The sequence below is a fragment of the bacterium genome (assembly GCA_037128595.1).
Taxonomy (GTDB): Bacteria; Verrucomicrobiota; Kiritimatiellia; order CAIKKV01; family CAITUY01; genus JAABPW01.
The window spans coordinates 47344-61767 of the sequence record JBAXWB010000017.1 but is presented as its reverse complement, the minus strand read 5'-3'; the positions used below and the strand labels follow the sequence as shown (position 1 = coordinate 61767).

At 57.4% G+C, this 14424-nt stretch carries 11 protein-coding genes and 1 tRNA gene; 4 read left to right on the top strand and 8 right to left on the bottom strand.

The features are described 5' to 3' along the window. The first annotated feature begins 15 nt into the window (after positions 1–15). Positions 16–900, top strand: a complete 885-nt coding sequence (locus tag WCS52_11665) for a DUF4412 domain-containing protein (protein MEI6167843.1) — start codon at positions 16–18, stop codon at positions 898–900. 76 nt (positions 901–976) lie between these two features. Here the strand turns inward: WCS52_11665 and WCS52_11660 are convergent, their stop codons facing one another. Further along, positions 977–1504 carry a hypothetical protein gene (locus WCS52_11660; GenBank protein ID MEI6167842.1) on the bottom strand — a complete coding sequence of 176 codons (528 nt, stop codon included), beginning with the start codon at positions 1502–1504 and terminating at the stop codon, positions 977–979. A 180-nt stretch (positions 1505–1684) separates the two neighbouring features. On the opposite strand from WCS52_11660, the gene ilvD reads away from it, so the two are divergent. Beyond that, positions 1685–3355, top strand: coding sequence for a dihydroxy-acid dehydratase (ilvD, locus tag WCS52_11655; protein ID MEI6167841.1), 1671 nt, complete (start codon positions 1685–1687; stop codon positions 3353–3355). A gap of 8 nt (positions 3356–3363) precedes the next feature. On the opposite strand, the gene WCS52_11650 is transcribed toward ilvD, so the two are convergent. The 6 genes from WCS52_11650 to WCS52_11625 form a co-directional block, all read right to left on the bottom strand. Further along, on the bottom strand, positions 3364–4356 hold the full coding sequence (locus WCS52_11650; GenBank protein ID MEI6167840.1) for an AEC family transporter: 993 nt from the start codon (positions 4354–4356) through the stop codon (positions 3364–3366). An 18-nt stretch (positions 4357–4374) separates the two neighbouring features. Beyond that, on the bottom strand, positions 4375–6246 hold the full coding sequence (gene dxs, locus WCS52_11645) for a 1-deoxy-D-xylulose-5-phosphate synthase (protein ID MEI6167839.1): 1872 nt from the start codon (positions 6244–6246) through the stop codon (positions 4375–4377). After that, positions 6243–8108 (bottom strand): bifunctional homocysteine S-methyltransferase/methylenetetrahydrofolate reductase, encoded by a 1866-nt coding sequence (locus WCS52_11640; protein ID MEI6167838.1) that lies wholly within the window; start codon positions 8106–8108, stop codon positions 6243–6245. The genes dxs and WCS52_11640 overlap by 4 nt, the downstream gene beginning before the upstream one ends. Positions 8109–8241: 133 nt before the next feature. Continuing rightward, positions 8242–8415, bottom strand: a complete 174-nt coding sequence (locus WCS52_11635) for a rubredoxin (protein MEI6167837.1) — start codon at positions 8413–8415, stop codon at positions 8242–8244. A gap of 8 nt (positions 8416–8423) precedes the next feature. Beyond that, positions 8424–10880 carry a vitamin B12 dependent-methionine synthase activation domain-containing protein gene (locus WCS52_11630; GenBank protein ID MEI6167836.1) on the bottom strand — a complete coding sequence of 819 codons (2457 nt, stop codon included), beginning with the start codon at positions 10878–10880 and terminating at the stop codon, positions 8424–8426. Beyond that, positions 10877–11800, bottom strand: coding sequence for a homocysteine S-methyltransferase family protein (locus tag WCS52_11625; protein ID MEI6167835.1), 924 nt, complete (start codon positions 11798–11800; stop codon positions 10877–10879). Before WCS52_11625 ends, WCS52_11630 begins: the two co-directional genes overlap by 4 nt. Before the next feature lie 197 nt (positions 11801–11997). Here WCS52_11625 and ygiD point away from each other — a divergent pair, with 197 nt between their 5' ends. Beyond that, entirely contained in the window at positions 11998–12816 is an 819-nt protein-coding gene (gene ygiD / locus WCS52_11620) for a 4,5-DOPA dioxygenase extradiol (GenBank protein ID MEI6167834.1), read from the top strand. Positions 12817–13059: 243 nt separating this feature from the next. On the opposite strand, the gene WCS52_11615 is transcribed toward ygiD, so the two are convergent. Continuing rightward, positions 13060–13142, bottom strand: a tRNA-Leu gene (locus WCS52_11615). 345 nt (positions 13143–13487) lie between these two features. Here WCS52_11615 and WCS52_11610 point away from each other — a divergent pair. Further along, a complete protein-coding gene (locus WCS52_11610) occupies positions 13488–14387 on the top strand; it encodes a hypothetical protein (GenBank protein ID MEI6167833.1) in 900 nt (299 codons plus the stop codon). Positions 14388–14424 lie beyond the last annotated feature (37 nt).

Sequence of the window (14424 nt, the reverse complement as noted above, 5' to 3'; positions counted from 1 at the left end):
CAGGAGATATTATTTATGCTGATCACCAAGAAAATCCTTGTGCCCCTGCTTGCCACCGCCTGGGTTTGCCAATCCTTTGCAGGATACCAGATCACGGTTAAAAACAGTGATGCCGGCGGCGGCCATGGCAAGAAAAAACAGGAGACCAACGTTGTCAAAATGACGACGGACTCCGGCAAGGCCCGCATCGACTTCACTGAAGGCCAGGCCCCCGGCGCCGAGAAAGGCAGCTATCTCCTCACCAAGGATAACGGACAGACCTTCCTGATGGTCATGCCCGAAAACAAAACTTACATGAAGTGGGATATGGATGCCATGATGGGGATCGCCGGCGCCATGGGAAACATGATGCAGATGAAAATCACCGACCCGAAGGCCGAAACGCTACTGGATGAGTCAGGCGAACCCATACTGGGCTACCCGACCCGCCATTTCAAGCTTCGCACGTCCTACCGGATGTCCATGACCGTCATGGGCTTTAAAAACGAAAGCACCATCTCTAAGGATGAAGAAACCTGGACAACCACCAAATTGGATCTTGCCGCTCTCGGAGCCTGGGTCGGCAAGGTGCCTAAAACAAAAAACGAAAGCCTTGATCAGTTGATTCAGGCTGAAAAAAACAAAGTCAAGGGATTCCCCCTGAAAATGCTTTCGGTCGAAACCGCCACGGATAGTCAGGGAAAAACCAGCGTTTCAAAGTCGAGCATGGAAGTGACTGAAATCAAAACGGTTGAAGCCAATACCGTCTCCTTCGACGTTCCTGCTGATTATAAGGAAATGAGCCTGCCGATGACGGCAGGAAATGAGGATGAACCATCCAAGAGCCACTCGAAATCGAAAAAGGTGTCCTCGTTCGATTTTGGCGCTCTTATGAAACAGGCAATGGACCAGGCGAAATAAGCAGTGAGCAGCCTCCGTCGCCAAGGCTATGGAGGCCAGGGTGGGCAGTGATGTCCACTGCTAACTGCCTACTGAATTACTGGCTCAACGCCGTCTTCATCGCCGGGAATTCCTTTTCGACAGCCTCGGCGAGTCCCACCCAGAAATCTCCCCCAGCGGCAAGCATGATGCCCATGTACAGGGCGACTTCCCGCGGCGGGAATTTGGCCACCACCGCGCGAACGCCTTTGGTGACTGACTTCAGGTCAGCCTGAGTCACGCTGTCGTCTATAATGCCATTTACATGCTTCAATCCCTGTGCCTCGACAAAACAAACCAGCATCGGGGTCTTCCGGCATACGACCCAGGATCTCAGCAAATCATCACAGAGATGCCGGAGGGTAGGACTGTCGACCAGCCGACGCAAGTGCCGGACTTTTTCCTGGACGGGCAACCGCTTCAAAAAGGGCTCCCGGAATTTCATCGCACCAGCGAGTTCCTTGGTCACCCGCGGCAGGGCGTCGCGGCTGAAGGTGTCTTTCCCTTCCAATAAGGCCAGGCAGGCATCTTCCTTTTCGACCTGCGTCAGCGCAGTCCACACATCTTTTACGGTTATCTCGATCATGACTCACTCCATTTAGTGGGTATTCCCCCGATAACACACCCTTGCCGGTGTGACAAAGGCGGGGATGTTCCAATCAAACCTGGGGATTGTCAACTTCACAATACGCTTCCCTCCTCGACAGCCTCCCGGGACTCAGGTATAGTCCGCCCCCTATTTGAGACAATGAAAGGGACCATCAAGATGAATAGCGACCAGATCAAACAGGGTACAGAACGCGCACCACATCGCAGTCTTCTACGGGCCACCGGCATCGTCAAAACAGGCGATTTCAACAAGCCCTTTATCGGCGTGTGCAACTCATTCAACGAAATCATTCCTGGCCATGCGCATTTGAACAAGGTGGCGGAACTCATCAAAAAAGCCATCCGGAAAGCCGGGGGCATTCCCTTTGAATTCAACACCATTGGGGTCTGCGACGGTGTCGCCATGGGCCACACGGGCATGAAGTATTCCCTGCCAAGCCGGGAAATCATCGCCGACAGCGTGGAATCCGTAATCAAGGCCCACTGCTTTGACGGCGTCATCTGCATCCCGAATTGCGACAAGATCGTGCCCGGCATGCTCATGGGGGCACTTCGCGCCAATGTTCCCACCCTCATGGTCAGCGGGGGCCCCATGGCGGCAGGCCGGCTGCCCGATGGCAAAGCGATTGACCTGATCAGCGTCTTCGAAGGGGTGTCTGCCCACAAACAGGGGAAAATCAACGACGAAGCGCTCCAGACGCTTGAGGAACACGCCTGTCCCGGGTGCGGCTCCTGTTCAGGGATGTTCACCGCCAACTCCATGAACTGCCTGTGCGAGGCCATCGGCATCGCCCTGCCGGGGAACGGGAGCATTCTGGCCATTGACCCGCGCCGCAAAAAATTGTTCCGCACGGCCGCCACCCGCATTGTGGAGATGGCTAAAGCCGGTGGTCCCCTGCCGCGCGAAATTGTGACGGAGAAATCCCTGGATAATGCGTTTGCCACCGATATGGCCATGGGTGGAAGCACCAACACCGTGCTTCATGCACTGGCCATTGCCCATGAGGCTGGGGTCAAATATGACCTCAACCGGATCAACCAGATTTCCCAGAAGTGCCCCAATATCTGTAAAGTATCCCCCTCCTCTCCCTATCACATGGAAGATGTGGATCGGGCCGGCGGGATCAGCGCGATTATCAAAACGGTTGGCGCCATTCACGGGATTATCAGCCGGGATGCCCCGACCGTCACCGGCAAGACGATCTGGCAGAATGTGGCCCGGGCCGAAGTCAAGGATGCCGACATTATCCGCCCCATCGATAAGCCCTATTCCGCTGACGGCGGCCTCACCATCCTGTGGGGCAATCTGGCCGAAAACGGCGCTGTGGTGAAAAAGGCCGGGGTGGCGGCATCCATGCTGAAGTTCCGCGGACCTGCGGTGATTTTTGAATCCCAGGAAGACGCCTGTACCGGCATTCTCAAGGGCGCGGTGAAGGCTGGCGACTGCGTGGTGATCCGGTATGAAGGACCCCGTGGCGGCCCCGGTATGCAGGAAATGCTGGCCCCCACCTCTTACATCATGGGCGCCGGACTGGGCGAAAGCGTCGCTTTGATCACCGATGGCCGCTTTTCCGGCGGTACCCGCGGTGCCTGCGTCGGACATGTGTCACCCGAAGCCGCGGCAGGCGGTGTCATCGGACTGATCAAGCCGGGCGACATCATCAACCTGGATATTCCGGGCCATAAACTCGAAGTGGAAGTGACGGACGAGGAGCTGAATCGCCGTCGCGCTGAATCCGTCCCGTTCATCCCCCGGAACGTTACCGGCTATCTCAAGCGTTACGCCCAGCAGGTGACCAGCGCCAATACGGGAGCGGTGCTCCAGTAGACACGCCATTACACCAGCCAGTGACAGCACCAGACGGCGGCGGGAACGGTGAGCAGACTGAGCAGGGTGGTGATAAAGATGGCGCTCGCGGTCAGGCCGCGATCTCCATTGTAATGGTCGGCAAACATGGAACAGCTGATCGCCACGGGCATGGTCACAATCACCGTCGACGTCACGAATTCCAGCTCCGTCAGGCGCACCCCCACCAGCATTGTAACCACTTTAAGCGCCAACAGGGTCACAAACGGAGCCAACGCCAACCTGGCCAACGTCACCCCGATCAAGGGTCGCCACTGAAATTGGCTGGTCTTCATTAAATCGGCCAATTGGGCCCCCGCCACCAGCAGCGAAAGCGGAATGGTCAAATCTCCGATCATTTTAAGGGCACCTAGCACCCCGTTAATGGCAAGCCCCCGGAACGGACCGGCCTCTGCCTGCGTAGTCATCCCGGGCCAGCAAAGGGCCAGGATCACCCCGGCGACCGTCGCCATCACTCCGGCATTGCTCAACAGCATCCGCCAGGCAGACTGCGATTCAACTTCCTCCGCTTTCAGCAGGCGGATGCAATAGGTCCACAGGGTAATCTGGGCGCCCAGATTGTAGAGCAGAACGAAGCGCACCCCCTCGGCGCCATACAGGCCCGCCGCAATCGGTAATGGCAGGAAAACCCAGTTCGGAAGCGCGACCAGGAAGACGAAGGTTTTCCGGCTTTCTGCGGACACCCCGAAGAAACCGACCGCCCCTCGTCCGGCCCATGCCGCCAGCACGATGCTCAGGCCGGCAAAAACGGGAATCCACCAGCCCCGCTGCAATGAGGAAATACTGACTGTTTCGAGCATCTGGACAAACACCAGCGCGGGAAACGTCAATTGCACCACCAGCACACTCATGGCCTTGGTCAAGGTGGGCGACAAATGCTGACGGCGCGCACTCCACCAGCCCACCACCATCACCAGAAACATGACCGTGATTTTAAGGAAAACTATTTTACTTTGAAGCATGGAAGCTGATAATCCTCATTACCCATCCATTGCCTGGATTACCCGCTCCGCAATTGCAGCGGCGGTCAGTCCGTATTTTTCCAGCAAAATGGCGGGAGCGCCATGCGGAACAAACTCCTGCGGCCACCCGTTCCGGATAATCCGGCCCTGATAACCCAGATTGCCCAGGGTTTCAGCCACCGCAGTTCCAAACCCACCCGCCGCCACTCCGTTTTCAATGGTCACAAAAGCCCGGGCCCTCTTGCTCTGCTCCGCAATCAAGACCTCATCCAGGGGCACCACAAACCGGGCGTTGACCACCCCCACGGAAAACCCTTTGGTTGCCAGATGGTCCGCAGCGGCCATGGCGACGGGAATCATATCGCCCAATGCCCATATCTGGATTTCCCAGCCTTCCCGGAGAATGTGGGCTTTCCCGGGGATCACTTCCTCGAACGTTTCCGGCGGCACATAACCGGAGCACACCCCGCGCGGGTAACGGATGACCACGGGACGCTTCCACTTAATGGCGGAATAGAGCATATGCGCCAGCTCAGTCCCGTCCGCAGGCTGCATGATCGTCAACCCGGGAAATGTCCGCATCAAGGCCAGATCATAGACCCCGTGATGGGTAGGACCATCGTCCCCGACGATTCCGGCACGATCCAGACAAATCACCACCGGCAGGTTCTGGAGACATACATCATGAAGAATATAATCCACGACCCGCTGGGAGAAGGTTGAGTACAGGGGGAGCACCGGAGTCATCCCCTGTGAGGCCAGGCCGGCGGAGAAAATCACCGCATGCTCCTCACAAATCCCCACATCAAAGAACCGGTCAGGATAACGGGTCGCGAAGGTTGACAATCCGGTCCCGGTTCGCATCGCCGCCGTAATGGCCACAATCGCCGGATCGTTGGAAGCCAGCCGTTCAAGGGTATTCCCGAAAACCTGGGAGTACGACGGCGCCGAAGAACAGGTAACCGGTAGTCCCGATTCCACGTCGAAATTTCCGATTCCATGCCAATTCTCTGGACATTTTTCAGCGAACGAATAGCCGCGTCCCTTCTGTGTCACCACATGCAGCAGGATCGGCCGGATGTCATCCCGGGCGATTTCAAGGGCGGAAACCAAACGCGTCAAATCATGGCCGTCAATCGGCCCAATGTAGCGCAACCCGAACTCTTCAAACAGCACACTGTGAAGGAACAAGCTTTTGACCGATTCCTCCACCCGGTAATACAGGCGCCTCAAGGCATTCGACTGCCCCGACATCCGCTTAACCACGCCCTCGATCGAGTGTTTCCATTTGTTGTAGCTGGGATTGGTCAACATCTCACCGAGGTATCGGGATACGGCACCGACATTCGCCGAGATGGACATCTCGTTGTCGTTTAGCACCACAATCAGCCGTCCGGTGGTTCCTTGGATATTATTCAGCGCCTCAAACGAGGAGCCTCCTCCGAGCGCGGCATCCCCCACCACGGCCACCACATGATGGGATTTCTTCTGGCGGTCCCGTGCCACCGCCATGCCCAGGGCGGCCGATAAGGCGGTGCCGGCATGCCCGGCCCCGAAGGCATCACAGGGACTCTCTTTACGATTCATAAAACCGGAGAGCCCGCCATATTGGCGAAGCGTTGAGAACTGATGTTTCCGGCCGGTCAGGATTTTATAAGCGTAGGCCTGATGGCTGACATCCATCAGGATTTTATCATCCGGGGGCTGGAATACCTTCAGCAGGGCCAACGTCAATTCCACCATTCCGAGATTGGAGGCCAGATGGCCACCGGTTTTACTGATGGTTTGAATCATGAGCGTCCGGATTTCAGCGGCCAGCACCGTCATTTCTTCAGGAGTCAATCCCTTCACGTCCGACGGCCCGTCCATTTTATCAAGCACACTACTCATTGTGCACCTAACACGGATAAGGCCGTATTCACCCGCCCCAATGGCGCGGAGACCTGGAATCCGGCCACGGCATTCCCGATCTTTTCGCGGATTTCGCGGGCGATCTCAATTCCCTCTTTAATCGCATCTTCCTTGTCCGTCCGGAGGCTCATCCGGTTCAGGATGGACTCCGGCACCGATACACCGGGCACATGATTATTCATGAACTCGGCATTCTTGAACGACAGGAGCGGATAAATGCCGACAATGATCGGAATGGGCGTGGCATGCGCATTGGCACGCTCCAGAAAGCGCAGCAACGCGTCCACATCGAACACCGGCTGGGTAATGGCATACTCTGCACCCGCATCGATTTTTCCGTAGAACCGTAAAATTTCCCGATCCATCTCCACGGACAGGGGATTGGCCCCCACCCCGATCACCATGGCCGTGGGCTTGCCAATCGATTGCCCGCCGGCATCGAACCCGCGATTCAAGTTGCTGGCCAACTGGGTCAACCCGATGGCGTCCAGATCAAACACGCCGGTGGCATCCGGATAATTGCCCAGCTTGGGCGGATCGCCCGTGATAAAAAGAAAGGTCTTCAGGCCCAGCGCGCAGCCTCCCAGCAAATCCGATTGCATGGCGATCAGATTGCGGTCACGACAGCAATAATGGGGAATCGGCTCAATCTTGACCGACTGCATCATCGAAAACGCCGTCGCCATCACGGACATTCGGGCGCTGGCACGGGGGCCGTCCGGCAGGTTAATGGCATCAATCCCGGCCTCTTCGCAAAGCCGGCATTTTTCAATAAACCCTTTCAGCCCGGCCCCGCTCTGAGGCGGCAGTAACTCGATGGACGTCACTTTTTTCCCAGCGGCCAGTTTTGCCGCAAAGGGGGATTTTTCGGCAAACGGCACGACCACCACGGGCGCAACAGGTTCTTTGCCCAGCGGTGCGACCACAGGGGCGGAGGAAATGTGGATGAACTGCTTGACGCCACTCATGGTACGGATGGCCCGGGCCGCCATACGGATGTGGGCGGGAGTGGTCCCGCAACACCCGCCCACGCCACGCACCCCGAGCTCCACATAGCGTTTGCTGTATTCGGTAAAATATTCAGGACTGTTGAGGTAGAGCATACGCCCCCCCACCTCACGAGGCCCCCCGGCATTGGGCATCACCACCACCGGCTTGGTGGTGGCTCCGACTACCGCTCTGACCGCCGCCAGCAAATCAGCCGGACCGCGACCGCAGTTGAGTCCCACAATGTCCACATTCGGATCAGCCTGCAACTGGCGGGCAAACGCCCCGGCGGCCGCCTCGGTGGCGTCCGTGATCAGGGGATCAATCACATAGGAGGCCAGCACGGTCAGATGATGTTTGCGGGCCAGACGCGCCGCCACCTGCAATTGAGCCAGGTCTGAAAATGTTTCCAGCACCACCAGGTCAATTCCCTCTTCCGCGAGGATGGCAAGCTGTTCATCGAACGCCCCCTCCATGTCGACCAGTTGCTGAGGGGTTGGTTTCTGCTCGGGAGAAAAACAGGGACCCACCGAGGCGGCCACATACACGCTGTCGCCCGCGGCCTCACGGGCCAACCGGACCGCCGCCCGGTTCATGTCCCCGACCCGCTCGGCCAGCCCGTAGGCGGCAAGCTTAATGCGGTTGGCACCGAAGGTGTTGGTCTCAATGACATCTGCCCCGGCTTCGATGTATTCCTTGTGGATGCCCAGAATCAACTGGGGCTGGGTCAGACTCAAGTCGTCATAACACACATTCACAAATACGCCGCGCTGGTAGATCATCGTCCCCATCGCGCCATCGAAAATCAGGACGTTTTCACGGATCCTGTCGAGTAAATTCTGTTTAGGTTTCACGGCGTGTAACTATAGAGAGCCGACCGCCTGACGTCGAGTCTAGGTTGTAAGTTATTGGTTAATGGTTACGTGTTATTGGAAAGTTCCAAATAACCAATCACTCATACCGGATCACCAGGTCGCCGCAGGCGTCCTAATCCAGCGGGTCGAAATTGTCTCTGGTTACGTAACAGATGGGGCAAACCCATTCTTCCGGGAGATCCTCGAAGGCGACTCCGGGGAGAATCTCATTCATCGGGTCGCCTTTGGCCGGATCATAGATATAACCGCAGTGGGTGCAAATATAACGTTGCGTGGGGATGGTCATAATGGCTCCTAGACGGCAAAATATTTTGCCTGGGGATGATGGGCAATGAGCGCAGAAGTGCTGAACTCGGGCGTCATTTGCATATTCTCAGTAAGGCCCAACCCAAGTGCCTCGGGATGCAGCAAGGCGAACACCGGCTTATGCGCCTCCATATCCGGGCAGGCGGGATAGCCGAAGCCGTAGCGGGAGCCCTGATACTCCTGGGTGACAAACCCTGAGGTATCCGTCGGTTCCCGGCCCGCAATCCCGAGTTCACGCCGCATCACCGTATGCCAGTATTCCGCCAGGGCATCCGTCAACTCCACCCCAAAGGCATGAATCATGAGGTAATCGTGATATTGATTGGACTCATAGAGTAGGCGTGTCTTCTCGGCGATCGCGCCCCCCATGGTGACCACAAAAAAGCCGACCAGATCGCCCCCCTCGGCTTCCGTCTTGAAATAATCGGCAATACAGAGGTTGGGCGCCTCGCCCTGCCGGGGAAAGCCAAATAAGAACTCCCGGTTCTCGTCGCGGACAATCAGCTCATTTCCTCGACTGAAGCAGTGGAAATAGCCATAGGCCGCCTGCGGCTTAAGCCATCCCTCCGTCGCACTTTCCCGAACCAGCCGCTCATACAGGGGCTGCACCTTGTCGGCAATCAGCTTGTCATACTCCGCCGCCGAAAGCTTCGCCCGGCGATACCCCCAGCGTCCGCGGAACAGCGCCTGGGTATTGACGTAGGGATATAGCGCCGACAACGGAATATCAGACACATGCTTGAACCCGAAAAAAGGCGGGGTGGGCACCACATTGGACCGGTCCAGGTCCACTGTCTTGACTCCGGGCTTTAACGCGGCAGGCGCCGTGGTATCAAAGGTGGTCCCCTTGAGTTTACCGGCCTCGTGATCGCGCACCGCCTGAAGCCCGGCAAAGGCATCGGCACAGTAAACCACGGGAGCGTCATACGACGGGCCGCATTCTGTGGCAACGAATTTCTTGGTCAACGCCGCACCACCCAGCAGGATCGGAATGCCCAGCCCGGCCTCGCGATACTGCTGCATGCTTTCTTTCATCACCAGCGCGGATTTCACCAACAGTCCACTCAGGCCAATGACTTGAACCTTCTTCTCAATCGCCTGCTGGATAATAGTCTCGGCCGGCACCTTGATACCCAGGTTGAAGACCTGATAGCCGTTATTCGTCAGAATAATATCCACCAGATTTTTACCGATATCATGGACATCCCCCTGCACCGTGGCCAGCAGGATCCGCGTGGCGTGGCCTTCCTGTACCAACGGCATATGGGGTTCCAGAATCGACACCGACCGCTTCATGGCCTCGGCACTTTGCAACACAAACGGCAACAGCAGCTCGCCCCGTCCGAACAATTCGCCCACATGACGCATCGCAGGAATCAGGATGCGGTTAATGATCTCCACGGCGGGCATCCGCAGCAGCAGGATGGCCAGAAGATCCTCCAACCCCTCCTTGGAGCCTTCCACAATGCGCGCTGTCAAGGCCTGGTCGGCGGGACGATGCTCATCCTCAGCCTTTTTATCAGACTTCACTTCACTCCCGGACAGACGTTGGAAGTGATCAATGAAAAGCATCAGCGGGGTGCGCAGCGGATCCTTCTGACGGTTGTAGAGCAGATCCAGGCAGAGCTCACGCTCAATGGCGCCAATCCGGGCCAGTGGCAAAATGTTGCCGGGGTCCACAATCGCCGCATCCAGTCCGGCCAGGACCGCCTCGTGCAAGAAAACCGAGTTAAGGACTTTCCGGCTGGCCGGCGCGAGCCCGAACGAGATGTTGCTCAAGCCCAGCACACAGCCCACCCCCGGCAGCGCGGCCTTGATGCCCCGGATCCCGTCCAGCGTCTGGATGGCCGCATCCCGCAGCGTTTCATCCCCTGCCCCGATGGTGAAGGTCAGCGCATCAAACAATAAATCCTGGGGCCGCAACCCGAATTCACCCACGGCCACATCATGAATCTGCCGCGCGATGATGACCTTGTCGGCAGCCGTCATGGCCATCCCCTTCGGGCCAATCGTAAGGGCCACGGTGGAAGCCCCGTATTTCTTGAGCAGGGCGCACACCTTGCGGATGGCTTTGCCGCCGTCCTCAAGGTTGATGGAATTAACCATGCACCGTCCGGGATAAATGCGCAATGCGGCTTCAATGACATCCGGTGTGGTGGAGTCAATCAGTAACGGCAGTTTAACCGTCCCCCTGAGCCGCCCCACCATTTCGAGCATATCGGCCTTCTCGTCACGCCCCGCATACGCCACGCAAAGGTCCAGAATGTGGGCGCCCCGTTTTTCCTGCTCCAGCCCGACTTCGACACAGCCCTGGAAATCATCGGCCAGCAACAATTCACGGAAACGCTTCGAGCCATTGGTATTCATGCGCTCGCCGATCAGCAACGGGGGGATCTCCTGCCGCAGATCCACCGCCTGATAAAGACTCGCTAACGCCGGCTTCATGAGTCCACCGTCCTTGCTGCCGGATGAACATCCCGCACGGCCTCGGCCAGGGCGCGGATATGCGCCGGCGTCGTTCCACAACAGCCCCCCACAATGCTGACGCCATAATCGGCCACGAACACCCGCATCTGCCGGGCAAACTCAGCGGGTTGAAGGCGATAGGCGGTCTGTCCGTTCACAATTTCAGGAAGGCCCTGGTTCGGCATCACGGAGATGCGACCCGGCCACTGATGTTGAAGGTAATGTATATGCGAAACCATGTCAGCCGGCCCGGTCGCGCAATTGAGCCCGAACGAGAAGAGCGGGAACGGCTCGAGTGTCACCGCCGCCGCGGCAATGTCCGTGCCCACCAGCATGGTTCCGGTTCGTTCCAGCGTCGCCGACACCATGACCGGCACCTCCCGGACCAGATGTTCCAGGGTCTCAAAGCAGGTAATCAGCGCCAGCTTGATCTGGAACAGATCCTGACAGGTTTCGAGTAACAGGAGATCCACACCGGCCTCAACCAGGGCCGTCAACTGTTCGCGATAGGCGGCATTCAAGGCGTCCGGCGAAATATGGCCCAGGGATGGCAACTTGGTGGTGGGGCCCAGCGACCCACAGACATAGCGGCCGGGCCGCCCGGCAATCGCCTTGCGCGCATTGACGACGGCGGCGGCGTTGATTTCAGCGGTACGGTCCCCGATGCCATATTCATCCAGCACGATGCGCGAAGCGCCGAACGTATTCGTTTCGACGACCTGCGCGCCGGCATCCAGGAATTCCTGATGCAGTCCCGTAATGATGTCGGGAGCGGAGAGATTCAGGAACTCGTTACAGCCCTCTTTGCCTTCCCAGGCAGAAGCGGGAATCGTCTTCCCCTGAAGCTGGGTGCCCGTAGCGCCATCAAATATCAACAATTCATGATCAGCCGGTTTCATGGGGTAAAAAAGTAACCAATAAAGTGGACCAATACAATCGCTATATCACAATAATGCCATCGACAACCTAACAGGCATCAGGCATTGTCAAAAATATGGTTAAAGATTCTCCAGCACCTGCCAAGTCCGAGAGGCCTGACGGGGACTTACTGAACCGCCGTATGTTTCTAAAATGCCTGACACTGGGGTGCATTGGTATGACAACTGTAAAGACCTTGGGACAGATACTGAAAAAAGAGGATGGACCCACTCCTAAAATGCCGGTGCTTTTTGCCGGCCATGGCAGTCCCATGAATGCGATCGAGGACAATGAATTCAGCCGCGCGTGGGCGGTTCTGGGATCGGCACCGCCACGGCCCCGCGCGATCCTTTGCATCTCCGCGCACTGGGAAACGGATGGCACCCGGGTGACCGCCATGCCCAAACCTAAAACCATCCACGACTTCGGGGGATTCCCCTCCGAGCTTTATAACAAACAATACCCGGCCGATGGCTCCCCCGCGTGGGCACAGACCACCTGCGAAACGATCCATTCGGTCCATGTCGAGCCGGACCTGACCTGGGGGCTGGATCATGGAACATGGTCCGTACTGTGCCGCATGTTTCCCGCCGCGGACGTGCCGGTCTTCCAGCTCAGCCTTGATCGCAAACTTCCACCCCGCCGGCATTACGAGCTCGGCCGCGAGCTTGCTCCATTACGCGAGAGAGGGCTAATGATCATCGGCAGCGGAAACATAGTCCATAATCTGGGCATGCTGCAGTGGTCGGACAAGCCCTACGACTGGGCGGTGGAATTTGATGCAACCGCGAAGACGCTGATAGAAAAACAGGATCATAACGCGCTGATTCATTATGACCGCCTGGGATCCCAGGCCGCGCTGGCCATCCCCACCAACGAGCATTATCTCCCCATGCTGTATACCTTGGGGCTTCAGGACAAGAATGAGTCACTGACGTTTTTTACAGAAAAAGTCGTCCTCGGCTCCATTTCCATGCGCGGCTTCAAAATCGGATGAGGCCAGCAGCGTATCGGGAGTGAGTGTGGCGGCCTTCTCGTCAGGCAACGCCGCGAGGCGATACAGAACGGCGGGGTCCAAGCCCAAAAAAACCGAAGCGCTTCGGTTTTTTTCCAACGAACCTGGCCCCCTGCATGTAATTCTGAGGGATGAAACCGAAAGGAACCGAAGGGGACAATTAGGAACAAGCGTATAATCACAGCAAACCTGTAAACATTGATTAATACGTGGTTTTAAAGGGATTGCCCGGGGTGGGACTCGAACCCACACACCCTTGCGGATAAGGGATTTTAAGTCCCTTGCGTCTGCCATTTCGCCACCCGGGCGGGTTGCGGCATGTATATGTATCAAACTTTTCATAATACACAAGTGCCTGAATTCTGGCTTCTTTTCAAAGGCGCCCATCGTTGGTAGTGTGCGGGAATGATTTCAGGGATATCCACTCGCTTAAAAAGTGCGTTTGCCGACACGGGCCTTCGGAACTGGCTGACACTACTGGTCCTCTTCGGGGCAGCCTTCCTGCTCTACCTGCCCAGTGCGAATTTTGAATTCATCTACTACGATTCTGCCACAGCCGCGCCCTCGATGCCCGTGCCCCCCGCGCCCGATACGGCTGGTACACCGCGTCGCTGCTCGCCTTAACCCTGGCGCTGTTCTCGAAAATCAGCGCCGTGGTCTTCCCTGGCGTCCTCTTTTTACTTGCCCTCCTCCAGCCGGCCTTAAGGGGTGAGGAACCCTCTGGCAGTCCATTCCCCTGGCACCGCATTCCGAAGGCGCTAGCGGGCATTCTGCCGCATCTGATCGTCAGTCTGATTGTCAGCCACTGGTATTGCGGGGTACTGACTGACTTCGGGGCCTATGACCGGGGTAATGCGGCCGCCCCCCTTCAGCAGATTGCCACCCTGCTGGTGCTCAATCCCCTCGCCTGGCTTCGAGACCTGCAGCTCCTGGTGGCTCCGTGGAATATGCCGGTGATCCCCCTCTGGCCGGGTAATCTGACCCATTTCGCATTTCGCCATGTGGCCGCGGCCTTGGCCATCTGGCTCAGCCTGATCACCTTCATCCCCGTGCTGCTCCATAAAAGGCGTGATCTTGCCTTTTATTTCCTCTCTTTTTTCGTGCTGATGCTCCCGTACATGAATCTCCATTACACCGGGATCTGGGTGGCCGCCCGTTATCTCTATTTCGCCGCAGTCTGCGTGGTGGCCCTACTGGCGACCGTGACTGCGGACTCCTGGCGACAGGGCGCCCGGCCGCTGGCGTGGATAACCGCCAGCCTGCTCCTGCTCTTCTGTTCAGTCAACATATGGTGTCAGACCAAAGCGCTCCCCACGTGGCGCAATGCGGAAACCTTGTGGACCCCCGAACTCCTCCGCCCGGAAACCACGCCCGACACCTTCTACAACCTTGCCTCGTATTATTATACCACCGCCCTCAGTGCGACTAACCCGGTGGAGCGGGAACAACTGTTGCAGAAAACAGAAGCCCTGGTGGCCCGGGCACGACCCCGTCAGGCCGAATTCCTCGGCGACTTCCCACCATTGAAGTCCGATCTTAAAAAATTGAGGTAAAGACGAGGTAGATTTGCTAGCATGAGCGCCAATTTGA

Bases quoted from the DNA above. Each gene is read 5' to 3' on its own strand.
- WCS52_11660 (MEI6167842.1), bottom strand. From the start codon at position 1,504: ATGATCGAGATAACCGTAAAAGATGTGTGGACTGCGCTGACGCAGGTC.
- ygiD (MEI6167834.1), top strand. From the start codon at position 11,998: ATGACAACTGTAAAGACCTTGGGACAGATACTGAAAAAAGAGGATGGA.
- WCS52_11665 (MEI6167843.1), top strand. From the start codon at position 16: ATGCTGATCACCAAGAAAATCCTTGTGCCCCTGCTTGCCACCGCCTGG.
- WCS52_11630 (MEI6167836.1), bottom strand. From the start codon at position 10,880: ATGAAGCCGGCGTTAGCGAGTCTTTATCAGGCGGTGGATCTGCGGCAG.
- WCS52_11635 (MEI6167837.1), bottom strand. From the start codon at position 8,415: ATGACCATCCCCACGCAACGTTATATTTGCACCCACTGCGGTTATATC.
- dxs (MEI6167839.1), bottom strand. From the start codon at position 6,246: ATGAGTAGTGTGCTTGATAAAATGGACGGGCCGTCGGACGTGAAGGGA.
- ilvD (MEI6167841.1), top strand. From the start codon at position 1,685: ATGAATAGCGACCAGATCAAACAGGGTACAGAACGCGCACCACATCGC.
- WCS52_11650 (MEI6167840.1), bottom strand. From the start codon at position 4,356: ATGCTTCAAAGTAAAATAGTTTTCCTTAAAATCACGGTCATGTTTCTG.
- WCS52_11625 (MEI6167835.1), bottom strand. From the start codon at position 11,800: ATGAAACCGGCTGATCATGAATTGTTGATATTTGATGGCGCTACGGGC.